This is a genomic window from Corynebacterium bouchesdurhonense (assembly GCF_900078305.2).
GTDB classification, from domain to species: domain Bacteria; phylum Actinomycetota; class Actinomycetes; order Mycobacteriales; family Mycobacteriaceae; genus Corynebacterium; species Corynebacterium bouchesdurhonense.
Map to the genome: position 1 here is coordinate 121,011 of NZ_LT546027.1, position 13,051 is coordinate 134,061.

Below are 13,051 nucleotides of genomic sequence, written 5' to 3' on the forward strand. Positions count from 1 at the left end.
TTTCGCTTGCCGACGCTCCCCGTCACTGTATTTCCCCACCAATACTGCTAAGTTTCTAGCCAGGTTTGACGCACTCCCCTTGTTCCCAGAAGGTAGATGTTCATGAATTCCCGTACCGCTCTCGCCGTGCTGACCACCGCGGGCCTGTGCCTCGGCGGCGTTGCCACCGCCCACGCCGACGGCACCACCACGCCCGTCGCTAGCAGCACGTCTACCACCACGGTCACTGAGGTAGCCCCCACGTCCACGGTGACGGTGACCAAGGACCCGACTGTCAGCGACAAGATCGTCGCCGCCAGCACCCTGAGCGAGGAGGGCCAGAAGTTCTTCACCGTGCTGAGCACCGTCATCGCGGTCCTCGGCGGCCTCACCCAGGTCGCGGCCATCGTTGTCGCCGCGAACCCGCAGATCGGCGTGGATGTGGCCGTGCAGATCACCAACTGGCTGAACCAGATGGGCATCCGCTTCTAGTAGCCGCTACCCCAGGATGCCGGGGCCCATGGTCGCCTTCAGGTCCCCCATCAGGCTGGCGGAGCGGTCCACGCGCAGGTGGTCGCCCAGCACGAGGAGCTGACTGCGGTCCCCGTTGACCAGGTTGAGGTAGACGTCGGTGTCGCCCGGGTTGGTCGACAGCACCTGCTTGAGCCTGGCGATGTTCTCCACCGTGCACTGGTCCGTGCGCATGGTGAGCCGCAGGGGCAGGCCGGCACCGTTCCCAGGCCCGAGCTCGGGCACCTTCACGTCGTCCCCGAACAGGCTCATCCGCTCGTCGCGGATGGACACGTGCGCCTTGACCAGGATGATGTTGTCCTCCACAATCTGCGGTGCCACCAGGGCGTAGACCTTGTTAAACAGCAGCACCTCCACCTGCGCGCCGTGGTGGTCCTCGATGGTCACGATCGCCCACGGCGAGCCGTCCTTCTTAGAGAAGCGCCTGTCCACCGACGAAATGAGGCCGCCGATGGTCACCTCCGCGCCGTGGCGCAGCTCGCCCGCCAGGACGGTGGTCAGCTCTGTGTCGGTCTGGGCCTCGAGCGCCTCCTCGAAGCCGTCGAGCGGGTGGCCCGAGACGTAGAGGCCGAGCATCTCGCGCTCGAGTGCGAGCTTGTGCTTCTTGTCCCACTCGTCGTCAGGGACCTCGATGGCGAAGGCGGATCCCGCCCCCTCCTCGTCCCCGGCGAGGGCCGCGAAGAGGTCAAACTGGCCCTTGTCTGCTGCCTTCTTGGTGGAGAGCACGGAGTCGACGGCGTCCTCCTCGATCAGCATGAGGCCCTTGCGCGGGTGGCCGAGGGAGTCGAAGGCGCCGGCCTTGATCAGGGACTCGGTGATGCGCTTGTTGCAGGCCAGCAGCTCGATCTTGTCCAGGTAGTCGGAGAAGCTGGTGAAGTTGCCCTTTGTGCGGCGGGTCTCTTTGATGGATTCCACCACCTCCGAGCCCACATTGCGGATCGCGGCCAGGCCGTAGCGCACGTCCTCGCCCACAGCGACGAAGTTCTCCTCCGACTCGTTGATGTCCGGCTGCAACACGCTCACACCCATGTGCCGGCAATCCGCGAGGTAGATGGCGGACTTGTCCTTCTTGTCCCCCACGGACGTCAAAAGCGCCGCCAAGTACTCGGCGGTGTAGTTCGCCTTCATGAAGGCGGTCCAGTAGGACACCAGGGCGTAGCCGGCGGCGTGGGACTTGTTGAACGCGTAGGACGCGAAGGGCTCGATCGTGCCCCACAGCGCGTCCACCGCGTCCTTGGAGTAGCCGTTGGAGAACATGCCCTGGGAGAACTTCTCGTACTGCTGCGCCAGCACCTCGGGCTTCTTCTTACCCATGGCCTTGCGGAAGCCGTCCGCCTCGCCGGCCGTATAGTTGGCCACCTTCTGTGAGATGCGCATGATCTGCTCTTGGTAGACGATCAGGCCGTACGTCTCGTCCAGGATCTCGCGCAGCGGTTCCTCCAACTCCGGGTGGATCGGGGTGATGGGCTTGCGCCCGTTCTTACGATCCGCGTAGTCCCAGTGGGCGTTCACGCCCATCGGGCCCGGGCGGTAGAGCGCCAGCGAGGCCACGATGTCGTTGAAGCCGGTCGGGCGCATCCGCTTGAGCAGCTCCTGCATGCCGCCCGAGTCGAGCTGGAACACGCCGAGGGTGTCGCCCCGCGAGAGCAGCTCGTAGACCTTCTCGTTGTCGGTGTCCAGGCCCTCCAGGTCGAGGGTCTCGCCCCGGTTCTTCTCCACGTTCTCCAGCGCGTCGCCCAGCACGGTCAGGTTGCGCAGGCCCAGAAAGTCCATCTTCAACAGCCCGATGGACTCGCACGCCGGGTAGTCCCAGCCGGTGATCAGCGCGCCGTCCGCAGGGCGCTTCCACATCGGGATGTGGTCCATCAGGGGCACCGACGCCATGATCACCGCGCAGGCGTGCACACCCGCCTGGCGTACCACGCCCTCCAAGCCGCGGGCGGTCTCGTAGATCTTCGACACGTCCGGGTCGGTCTCGATCAATGAACGTACCTCGGCGGCCTCGGCGTAGCGCGCGTGCTTCGGGTCGGTGATGCCGGCCAGCGGGATGTCCTTGGCCATGATGGTCGGCGGCAACGCCGCGTTGATGCGGTCCGCCATCTGGAAACCGGGCTGGCCGAAGTTCACCTTGGCCGAGTCCTTGATGGCCTGCTTCGTCTTCACGGTGCCGAACGTGATCACCTGGGCGATCTTGTCCTCGCCCCAGCGCTGGGCGGCGTAGTTGATCATCTCGGTGCGGCGGCGGTCATCGAAGTCGATATCGATATCGGGCGCTGACGGGCGCTCCGGGTTCAGGAACCGCTCGAAGAGCAGGCCGTGCTCCATGGGGTCGATGTTGGTGATGGTCAGCGCATACGCCACCAACGAGCCCGCGGCCGATCCACGGCCGGGACCTACGCGGATGCCCACCTCGCGCGCGTGCTTGATCAGCTCGGCCACGATGAGGAAGTAGGAGGGGTAGCCCTTCATGTCGATGACCTCGACCTCGTAGCGGGCGCGGGAGACGTACTCCTCCGGCACCTCGCCACCGTCGAAGCGGTCCTTGAGGCCCCTCATGACCTCCTCCATGAGCCAGGAGGTCGGCGTGTGCCCCTCGGGCACGTCGGCGATGGGCATGCGGTCGTGCGGGTGCTCCTCCCACAGCTCCCCGTAGTCGCCCACGCGCTCCGCGATCCACAGCGTGTTGTCGCACCCGTCCGGCACCGTGGAATCCCACAGCTCGCGCATCTGCTCGGCGGACTTGATGTAGTAGCCCGTGCCGTCGAACTTGAAGCGGTCCGGGTCCATCAGCGTCTTGCCCGTCTGCACGCACAACATTGCCTCGTGCGCGGGCGCTTGGGATTCGAGCACGTAGTGGCAGTCATTGGTCACCAACGGCGGCAGCCCCAGGGTCTCGCCGATACGCAGCAGGTCCTCGCGCACGCGGCGCTCGATGTGCAGGCCGTGGTCCATCAGCTCGAGGAAGTAGTTGTCCTTGCCGTAGATGTCTTGCCACATCGCGGCCGCCTCGAGCGCCTGGTCGTATTGCCCCAGGCGCAGCCGAGTCTGTACGTCGCCCGAGGGGCAGCCGGTGGTGGCGATGATGCCGTCGGCGTGCTCCGCAATCAGCTCCGCGTCCATCCGCGGCCACTTGCCCAGCTGCCCCTCGTAGCTCGCCAGCGAGGAGAGCTTGAACAGGTTGCGCAGCCCCGTCGCGTTTTCCGCCAGCATGGTTTGGTGCAGGTACGCACCGGAGGCGGACACGTCGTCGGATTTCTGGTCGGGCGTGCCCCAGAGCTGGCGCTTCTTGTCAAAGCGGCTGCCGGGCGCCATGTACGCCTCGATGCCGATGATCGGCTTGATACCGGCGTCAACCATGCGCCGGTAAAACGCGTTGGAGCCGAACATGTTGCCGTGGTCGGTCATCCCCACCGCGGGCATACCCTGGCGCGCGACCTCCTCCGCCAGCAGGTCCACTTTGGCCATGCCGTCGAGCATGGAGAACTCGGTGTGGTTGTGCAGGTGCACGAAGGAGGAGTGTTTGGCCATGCCCGCCATCATATCGGCGGTGCCGACGCGCTCAGAAATGATCGTCGATTAGCACGAGCTTGTGCTTTTCGACGATCCCCCTACTCGTACCGCAACGCCTCAATAGGCTGCATCTTTGCGGCCTTCGAGGCGGGGTACGCGCCGAAGAACACGCCCGTGGCGAGTGAGAACACCAGTGCGAGTGCGATGGCGCTAAGCGGCGGCCAAACAAAGGCGTCGAAGGACGCGGTGGCGATCATGCCGATCGCCCCGCCGAGGATCACGCCGATGACGCCGCCGATCAGGCAGACCATCATGGCCTCCACGATGAACTGGACGCGGATGTCGTTCTGGGTGGCTCCCAGCGCCTTGCGCACGCCGATCTCGCGGGTGCGCTCGGTGACGGTGATCAGCATGATGTTCATCACGCCGATGCCGCCCACCAGCAGCGAGATGCCGCCGATGGCGGAGAGCACGCTGGACATGATGCGGAACACTCCCGTGAGCTCCTCCAAAGAGGAGGAGAGGTCGAGCACCTCGGCCTCGTAATCCTGGTTGCCGCGGTAGAGCCGGTCCAGGTAGGACTGCAGGTCCGCCTGGAACGTGGCGGTGTCCTCGTCCGGCGCGGACTGCACCTGGAAGTTGGACACCCAGCTGTTTTCCAAGCCCACGCGGTCCGCGGACGAGACCGGGATGAAAATCTCGGCGAAGGACTGGGGCCCGCCCAGCATGCCGCCCGACTTGTGCTCCTCCAGCACCCCGATCACGGTGTAGACCGCCGGCTGGCCGTCCACGTCAACATCGAACCGCTTGCCCATGGCGGCGCGCTCGTCGTCGCCGAAGAGGGCGTCGACGAACTCGCGGGAGACCACCGCCACCGGGCGCTGCCCGTCCAGGTCGTCCTGGGTGATGCCGCGGCCGTACTCGACGGTCATGCCGCGCATGTCTAGCGACCCGGCGAGCACGGCGTTCACGTCAGCACTGGCAGTGGTGTCGCCGTAGGTCACGTCGCCCGCGCCGCTGACGTCAATGTCCACGGCCTGCACGCGGCCGTCGAACGAGCGCTGCAGCTCCTGGAGCTGGTCCAGGGTGACGCCGTCGCGTTCCTGAGTTGGCGGCGCCATCGACAGGGCCGCGAACGGGTCGTCGGACTCGGCTTCCTCGTCGGGGCGCTCGTGCACCACCACCGGGTGCGTGGTGGTGCCCACCCCCTCGAGGCCGCTCAGCACCTGGTTTTCCAGGCCGCGGCCAAGCGTCATGATGATGATCACGGCCATGATGCCGATGATGATGCCCAGAAGCGTGAGCAAAGAGCGCAGCTTGTTGGTGTTCAGGCTGGACGCGGCGAGCCTGATCGATTCACGGATATCCACGTCAGCTGGCCTCCCCCGCGCGCGCACCGGCGGTGGGGCGCACGTCGGTGATGCGGCCGTCCATGATCTCCACGATGCGCTCGGTCTCCTCCGCCAATTCGGGGTTGTGGGTAATAAAGACGATCGCCTTGCCCATCTCCTCGTGCAGCTGGTGGAACAGGTCCATCACGAGGCGACCGGTCTTGGAGTCCAGGGCGCCAGTGGGTTCGTCGGCAAGCAAGAGGTCCGGGTCGTTGGCCAGGGCGCGCGCGATGGCCACACGCTGCTTCTGACCGCCGGAGAGCTCGTTGGGCTGGTGGTGGATGCGGTCGCCCATGCCCATCATCCCGAGCAGCTCCTCCGCCCGGGCGTCGCGTTCCTTCTTGTCCACGCCTGCGTACATCATGGGCATGGCCACGTTTTGCAGCGCGTCCATGCGGCCGATGAGGTTGAAGTTTTGGAAGATGAAGCCGATGTTGCCGCTGCGGTAAGCCGCCAGCTCGCGGTCGGTCTTGGCGTAGACGGGCTCGCCGTTGAAGGCGTAGGCCCCCTCAGTGGGGCGGTCCAGCATGCCGATGAGGTTCATCAGCGTGGACTTGCCGCCGCCGGACGGGCCGACGATGGAGACGAACTCGCGCTGCTCGGCGTGGAAGTCGATGCCGTGCAGGACGGTGAGCTCGCTCGGCTCGCCCACGTTGTAGGTCTTCACAATGTTGCGCATGTCGATCAGCAACCCGGTGTCCGCCAACCCGGCCGCCGGCGCCGCAGGCGCTGCCGCCTCCGGTTCGACTCGCCGGTGCTTGCCCCGCATGTTGGAAAACGGCGTGCTCACGTACCCTCCCCTAGTTCGCTGCCGGGGCGGGTTCCGCCGCCGGCTGCTCCGCCGGCGTGCCGGCCGGCTTGCGGGTGCTGGTCACGGTCACGGTGGCGGTGGTGCGCTCGCGGGTCTTCTTGGCTTCCTCCACCTCTGCCGGGTCGAACCCGGAGTCGGTGATCTCCACCTTCTGGCCCACCTTGCCGCGGTAATCCTCAGGCCAGTTGATCACGATGTCGCCAGCCTTGATCTCGCCGCCGGTCACGGCGATATCCACGTCGTTGGCGGCGCCGGTCTCCACCACGCGCTCCTCCACCTTGCCGGAGCGGTCACCGTCCTTGTCTGTGGCCAGCACCAGGACCTTCTGCTTGCCGCCGTCCTCGAACACGGCGTCAACTGGCACGTTGAGCGCGTCCTTGGACTCGGCGGTGACGATCTCGGCGCGCACGCTGCCGCCCAACAGCAGGCCCTCCTTGTCGCCGGTCACCTCGATCTCCACCGGGAACGTCACGGTGGAATCGCCGCCTCGCCCGCCCTGCGCCATGGCCGCCGCGGCGGCGGTGTCGGACTCGGAGTCCCCGGCCGGGGAGACGCGCACCACGCGCCCGGTGAACTCCTTCTTGCCCGTTGCGGTGGAGGTGAATCGCACGGGGTTGTCCTTGGCAATGTTCGGCACGTCCGCCTCGCGCACGTCGGCGCGGATGAGCAGGCGGGAATCGTCCGCCACGCTGAGGATGCGCCCCTGCGGGATGTCGCCTTCTTGCACGTCAACGCGGGTGACAACGCCGGCGATCGGCGAGTAGATGGTCGCCTCCTGCACCTGGTATTCCAGGGTTCCGTCGCCGTCGCCCAGCTTCGCGTTCTCGGCCGCCCGCCACGCGGAGTCGACCTGCGCCTGGGCCTGGAGGCGCTCCTGCTCGGCCTGGGAGCGCGCCGCGGCCAAGTTCGCCTTCGCCTCCTGCAGCGCGGCGTAGGCCTGGTCGGTGCTCACGCCCGCGCCCGCACCCGCGCCGGCACCAGCACCCGCACCCGCACCCGCGAGCTGCGCCAGCTGCTCGGCGGTGAGCCCCTGAGCGGGGGCTTGCGCCGGCACCTGCGGCAGCTGCACCTGCACCTGCGGCGCCTGCGCCGGAACCTGCGGCACCTGGGGCAGCTGGGGCACCCCCGGCAGCGTGCCGCCGGGCAGGTGGTTGCTCACGGCCTGGTCCACCTGAGAGGAAATGTGGCCCGCCATCTGTGTGGCCACACGCACGGCGCCGAGCACCACGCCCGCGGTTCCGTTCGCTCCAGCGGCCGCGTTGTAGGCGGCCTGTGCCTGGCTCAGCTGGCTTTGCGCCGCCGCGATGGCGGGGTAGGTGCCGTTGTTGATCTGCTCGTTGAGCACGTTGAGCTGCGCCTGTGCCGTCTCCACGGTCTGCATGGCGTCGGCCTGCGCGTTCGCCTGCTGGCGCTGCTGGACGTCGAGCTGTTTCTGCAGCTGGTCCACGTTCAGGGAGGCGAGGAACTGCTCGGCCTTCACGCGGTCGCCCGGCGCCACGGCGATGCGCTCCACCTCGGTCTGCAGCGGCGTGGTGATGTTGATGGCCCGCGCGGGCGCGATCTTGCCGTTGACCACCACGGAATCCGACACGCCCTCCGCCGTGGCAATGGTGTAATCGCCCGGCGCAAGGCCCTCGCCGTGATCCTTCTCGCCGGCGCTGCCGCACGCGGCGGTGAACAGGCTCGCCGAGACCACGGCGGCGAGCACCGCGCGCTTCATTCCGGGGTTGTATGGACGATAAGGCAAGGTCACTCCTCTGATAAGTGGGGCGTGCAACTTTGCCAGACTATACACCGCGCACCCCCTCCTCCCCTGCTGGAACGGTGTGAGCGCGGCGCTAGAACGAGGAAACGGGGCTGATGCCGAAGGCCCCCCACGCCGCGTCAGGCGGCAGGGCCTCCACGGCCTCTACGCCCGGGTCCGCGGCGATGGCGCGCAGCGCGTGGCCACCGCCGCCGAGCGCAACGGCGTGGAGCTGGACCCGGGCCGCTTAGCCGCCGTGGTGGTGCGCGGGCGTGACCATGCCCACCGAGTACACCCCGCCGAGCGCCAGTGCGATGCCGGCGAGCACCCACGCAAGCGACCTCGCGCGCACCCGCACCTACGCCCCCCGAACCACGTCGAGAGCGTGTTGCAGATCCTGCGGGTACGGGGAGGAGACCTCCATGTACTCGCCCGTGCGCGGGTGGTTGAAGCCGAGCTTGGTGGCGTGCAGCCACTGCCGGTTCAGGCCCACCTCGCGCGCCAGGTTCGGGTCGCAACCGTACATCGGGTCGCCCACGCACGGGTGGCCCACCGCGGACATGTGGACGCGGATCTGGTGGGTGCGACCAGTTTCCAGGTGCACCTCGAGCAGGCTCGCGCGCCTGAACGCCTCGGTAACCTCGTAGTGGGTCACGCTTGGGCGGCCATCATCCACCACGGCGAACTTCCAGCCCGAGGAGGGGTGGCGGCCGATGGGGGCGTCGATGGTGCCCACGATCGGGTCCGGCAGGCCCTGCACCATGGCGTGGTACGTCTTGTCTATGGTGCGCTCCTTGAACGCCCGCTTGAGCACCGAGTAGCCGGGCACGCTCGCGGCCACCACCATCACGCCGGAGGTGCCCACGTCGAGGCGCTGCACAATGCCCTTGCGCTCCGGCGGGCCCGCGTCCGGCAGCGTGAAGCCCATGGCCTGCAGGCCGCCCACCACGGTCGGCCCCTCCCAGCCGAGCGTGGGGTGAGCCGCAACCCCCACCGGCTTGTCCACCGCAATCACGTCGTCGTCCTGGTAGAGGATGGTCAGGCCCTCCACGTGCTCCGCCACGGGCTCGGGTGCGGCCTTTGGCGCCGGCAGAGTGGCCTCCAGCATCGCGCCCGGCACCACGCGGTCCGATTTCTGCGCGGGCCTCCCACCGATCAGCACGTCGCCGCCCTGCGCCATCTCCGCCGCTACGGCGCGCGACACGCCGAAGAGCTTCGCAATTGCCGCGTCCACCCGCATGCCGTCGAGGCCCTCCGGCACGGGCAGGGACCGGAACCCGCCGCTCATCGGCCCGCCTCAGTGTGCTCAGTGTGCTCAGTGCGCTCAGGCAAGAACATCGCCGCGAGCAGCACCGCCACGCCCACGGTGATGCAGGCGTCGGCGATGTTGAACACGGCGAAGCTGCCCACGGAGATGTAATCCACCACATGGCCGAAGAAGAAGCCCGGCGCGCGGAAGAGGCGGTCGATGACGTTGCCCAGCGCGCCGCCCGCGATCAGCGCCACGCCCAGCACCTCCCAGCGGCCCGCGAGCTTGGGCGCCACGATGAGCGCGCCGACCACGAACGCGAGCTGGATGGTGGTGAACAGCCACGTCAGATTCTCCCCCATGGAAAACGCCGCGCCGGAGTTGAACAGGAGGTAGAAGCGGAACCAGTCCCCGATCACGGGCATCGGCACTCCGGGCTCGAGCCAGGAGAGCATGAGCTGCTTGACCGCCTGGTCCACCACCGCTATCAGCGCCATGGTGGCCGCCACGCGTCGTCTCTGCCGGTTCATCACCGCCAATACTGTAGTCCGTGGGTGCCACAGGGGCGTGGGGTAGGTTCGAGGGGTGCTGAAAACGCCCGTGTCCTTGCGCCGAGCCGCCGCCGCGCTCGCCGTCGTGCCCCTCGTCACCGCCTGCGCCGCCGGGGAGGACGACCCCCTGGCCGGGGTGCCGGCGTTCCCCGTCGACGCGCCGAAGGTGTCCCTGCTCTCCGCCGGCGAGAACCCCCGCCCGCTGCGTTACACCGACGCGGCCGAGCCGTACGACACCGTCGTGACGGTGTCCAGCGGCATCGCCCAGTCCGCCGCCGGCCCGGACGTGGACCCCGCCGCGCCAGCCGGGGGCGACGTGGAGGAGGTGACGCTGCCGCTCGCGGTCGCCCCGGCCGACGCCGGCGAGCCAGGCAGCGGCGAAGCCCCCGCCGCCCGCCAGGTGGAGCTTCAGGTGGGCACGCCGACGCACTCGGACCTCGCTTTCAACGAGGAGCTGGCGTCCGCCGAGGACTTCCTCATGCGATGGCGCGCGGCCGAGACCGGTCTGATCTCCAGCGTGAAGATGCTCGCGCCGGAGGGCTCGACCGAAGACGGCAGGCGCGTGGTGGAGCGCTCGCTGTTGTCGTTGATGTCGGCCGCCGTGGTCTTCCCGGACGCGCCGGTGGGCGTGGGCGGCTCGTGGTCGGTGGAGGGCAGGGTCACGGGCAGCGCCTCGATGGTGCGCACCACCACCTACACGATCACCGCCATAGATGGAGACCGCGTGGACCTGCGCGCGGAGGTGTCGGAGCGCCCCACCGAGCAGACCTTATCTATCGACAACCCGGCAGCGGGCGATCTCAACGGCCAGACGCTGCGCGTGGAGAGCACCGCCACCACCTCCGACGCCGAGCTCACCGTGGACCTCGCCCGCCCGCTACCCGTCGCGGGCCGCGTGGCCGCCACCACCCGGCTCGTCTACGCCGGCGAGGGCGACGTGCGCATCGTCCAGGACGTCACCTCCGCGGTGACGTACGGCAAGGAGTAGAGCCGTGGTCGCTCCCCTGCACATCGGCCTGGACGGCATTTCCTTCTCCTACCCCGGCGGCGCCCGGGTGCTCACGGATATCTCATTCGCCGTACCCTCCGGCTCCGTCACGGGCCTGATCGGCGAGAACGGCGCCGGCAAGTCGACCCTTCTGGGCATCATTTCCGGCGAGCTCACCCCCAGCACCGGCACGCTCATCACCCCGCCCGTGACCGGGTTCATCGCCCAGGAGACGTCGCTGCCGTTCACCGCTCCCGCGCGCTCGCTTATCGACGCAGCCGTGGCCGAACTGCGCCAGGTGGAGCACGACATCACCGCGATCTCGGAACGCATGGCGCAGCAGCCGGACGACCCTTCGCTGGCGGAGGCCTTTGACCGCGCCCTCGCCCGTGCCGAAAACTCCAGCGTGTGGGAGCTCGACGCCCGCATCGCCACCGTCCTTGCGGGCCTCGGCCTGGCCAACGTGGCGCTGGACACGCCGCTGGGAGAGATGTCCGGCGGGCAGCGGCGCCGCTTTGCCCTAGCCACCCTGCTGCTGCGCCCCGTGGACGCCATGGTGCTCGATGAGCCCACCAACCACCTCGACGACGAGGCGGTGGACTTCCTCGTCGACGAGCTCACCGCGTTCAAGGGACCTGTGCTGGCCGCCTCGCACGATCGCTACTTCCTCGACGCCGCATGCGACAGCATCGTGGACCTGGACCCCGGCCTCGGCCCCGAGGGCGGGTTCGGCGAGGAGACCCGCCAGGGTGCGAAGTTCACCGGTAGCTTCAGCGACTACCTCGCCGCCCGCGAGGCGAGGCGCCGCCGGTGGGAGACGGACTACGCGGCCCAGGAGCACGAGCGCGCCCGCCTGGAGAAGGCCGCCAAGCAGTCCGCGGAGGACGTCTTCCACTCGCAGGAGAACAAGACCGAGGCCCGCGCCGGGGCGAAGTTCTACGCGGACCGGGCGGCCAAGACGGTGGGCAACCGGCGGCGCGCGGCCGAGCAGCGCTTAGATAACTTGGAGCGCGCCGCCATCCCTGCCCCGCCCGAGCGGCTGCGCTTCCTCGGCCTGCCGCCGCACACCGCCACCTCCATCGGCGTGCCCGCGGTGACGGCCCGCAACCTGCGCGTGCCGGACCGCCTCATGCCGCTGAGCCTCAAAGTCCAGCCCGGGCAGCAGCTGCTCGTGGAGGGCCCCAACGGCTCCGGCAAGTCCACTCTGCTCAAGATCATCGACGGCACGCTCACCGGCTACGAGGGCGAGCTCATCATCCCGGAGGAGCTTTCCATCGCCCGCCTCGAGCAGGACGACGCGTGGCAGAACCTCGACGCTACCGCGGCCGACGTTTTCGCCGCCAACACCCCTGCCTCGGCCCCCTCGCTGGTGGAGATGGGGCTCATGAGCGAAGAGCAGGCGCGCAAGCCGCTTTCAGACCTTTCCCTGGGCCAGCGCCGTCGCGTGTCGCTCGGCATCATCCTGGCCTCGCCGCCGGACGTGCTGCTTCTCGACGAGCCCACCAACCACCTCTCCCTCGCCCTCGCCGAAGAACTGGAGGAGGCGCTGACCACGTTCGCCGGCACGGTGATCATCACCAGCCACGACCGATGGGTGCGCCGGCAGTGGCGCCGCCGCATCGACCACGGCGATCAGCGCGCCCGCATCCTCACCCTGACCACCATGTGGACGGGCGAGCTCTGGCGCGACGGCAGCTAGAGGGCCGGCGCCGGCGCCGCGTCAACCGGAGCGGGTGCCACGGGCGCGTTCGCCGCGCACATTGCCGGCACCTGGTCCGCCGGCAGGGTGCCTGAGATGAGGTTGCACGCCCAGCGCTGCGACAGCTTCCAGTGGCCGTCCTCGAACACGAAGTTGACGTCGTTGATCAGGGTCGGCTCCTCGCCCGGGGCGGTGAGGTTCACCGCGGCGAGCACCTGGTTGGGCTCGAAGTCCGGCAGCACCGGCGGCACCACCTGGAAGTTCGCGCCGGATTCCTGCTGGGACTGCGTCATGACGTCGAAAAGCTCCGGCACCTGCTCCCCGCCCTGCACCGTTAGCATCCGCTCCTCGATGGGCAGGTTCGGGTCCGCCGCCCGCTGCAGCACGCCGTTGAGCTCCTCCACCGTGGGCAGGTCCGCCGCGGGAGCCGCCTGGGTGGTGGCGGCGGCCACCGTGCTCGTGGAGGTGGGCTGCTCCGTTTCTTCGCTGCCGGAGCAGCCCGCCAGCGCGAGTCCCATGCCGAATGCGGTAGCGGCGGCGACGATCTTCGGTGCGTGCACGTGTACTCCTTTGTGGTTTGAGCTTTTCGTTCAGCGTA

10 protein-coding genes are annotated in these 13,051 nt (G+C 68.4%); 3 read left to right on the top strand and 7 right to left on the bottom strand.

The genetic code is table 11. The features are described 5' to 3' along the window. The first annotated feature begins 102 nt into the window (after positions 1–102). Entirely contained in the window at positions 103–471 is a 369-nt protein-coding gene (locus tag BN4252_RS04220; protein ID WP_143341163.1) for a hypothetical protein, read from the top strand. A gap of 6 nt (positions 472–477) precedes the next feature. Here BN4252_RS04220 and dnaE read toward each other — a convergent pair whose 3' ends face one another. The 6 genes from dnaE to lspA form a co-directional block, all read right to left on the bottom strand. Next, on the bottom strand, positions 478–4,038 hold the full coding sequence (gene dnaE, locus BN4252_RS04225) for a DNA polymerase III subunit alpha (protein ID WP_066526670.1): 3,561 nt from the start codon (positions 4,036–4,038) through the stop codon (positions 478–480). An 80-nt stretch (positions 4,039–4,118) separates the two neighbouring features. Continuing rightward, a complete protein-coding gene (locus BN4252_RS04230; protein ID WP_066526261.1) occupies positions 4,119–5,390 on the bottom strand; it encodes an ABC transporter permease in 1,272 nt (423 codons plus the stop codon). 1 nt (position 5,391) lies between these two features. After that, positions 5,392–6,090, bottom strand: coding sequence for an ABC transporter ATP-binding protein (locus BN4252_RS04235; RefSeq protein ID WP_066526678.1), 699 nt, complete (start codon positions 6,088–6,090; stop codon positions 5,392–5,394). Positions 6,091–6,211: 121 nt separating this feature from the next. Next, on the bottom strand, positions 6,212–7,942 hold the full coding sequence (locus BN4252_RS04240; protein ID WP_066526266.1) for an efflux RND transporter periplasmic adaptor subunit: 1,731 nt from the start codon (positions 7,940–7,942) through the stop codon (positions 6,212–6,214). 382 nt (positions 7,943–8,324) lie between these two features. Next, positions 8,325–9,254, bottom strand: coding sequence for an RluA family pseudouridine synthase (locus tag BN4252_RS04245; protein ID WP_066526274.1), 930 nt, complete (start codon positions 9,252–9,254; stop codon positions 8,325–8,327). Then, a complete protein-coding gene (lspA, locus tag BN4252_RS04250) occupies positions 9,251–9,745 on the bottom strand; it encodes a signal peptidase II (protein WP_066526278.1) in 495 nt (164 codons plus the stop codon). The genes BN4252_RS04245 and lspA overlap by 4 nt, the downstream gene beginning before the upstream one ends. Before the next feature lie 70 nt (positions 9,746–9,815). On the opposite strand from lspA, the gene BN4252_RS04255 reads away from it, so the two are divergent. Together BN4252_RS04255 and BN4252_RS04260 are read left to right on the top strand one after the other, a co-directional pair. Continuing rightward, complete coding sequence (locus tag BN4252_RS04255) at positions 9,816–10,754, top strand: oxidoreductase (RefSeq protein ID WP_143341164.1); 939 nt, start codon at positions 9,816–9,818, stop codon at positions 10,752–10,754. 4 nt (positions 10,755–10,758) lie between these two features. Next, a complete protein-coding gene (locus BN4252_RS04260; protein WP_066526289.1) occupies positions 10,759–12,453 on the top strand; it encodes an ABC-F family ATP-binding cassette domain-containing protein in 1,695 nt (564 codons plus the stop codon). Here BN4252_RS04260 and BN4252_RS04265 read toward each other — a convergent pair. Continuing rightward, entirely contained in the window at positions 12,450–13,013 is a 564-nt protein-coding gene (locus BN4252_RS04265) for a hypothetical protein (RefSeq protein WP_230208568.1), read from the bottom strand. The genes BN4252_RS04260 and BN4252_RS04265 overlap by 4 nt on opposite strands. Positions 13,014–13,051 lie beyond the last annotated feature (38 nt).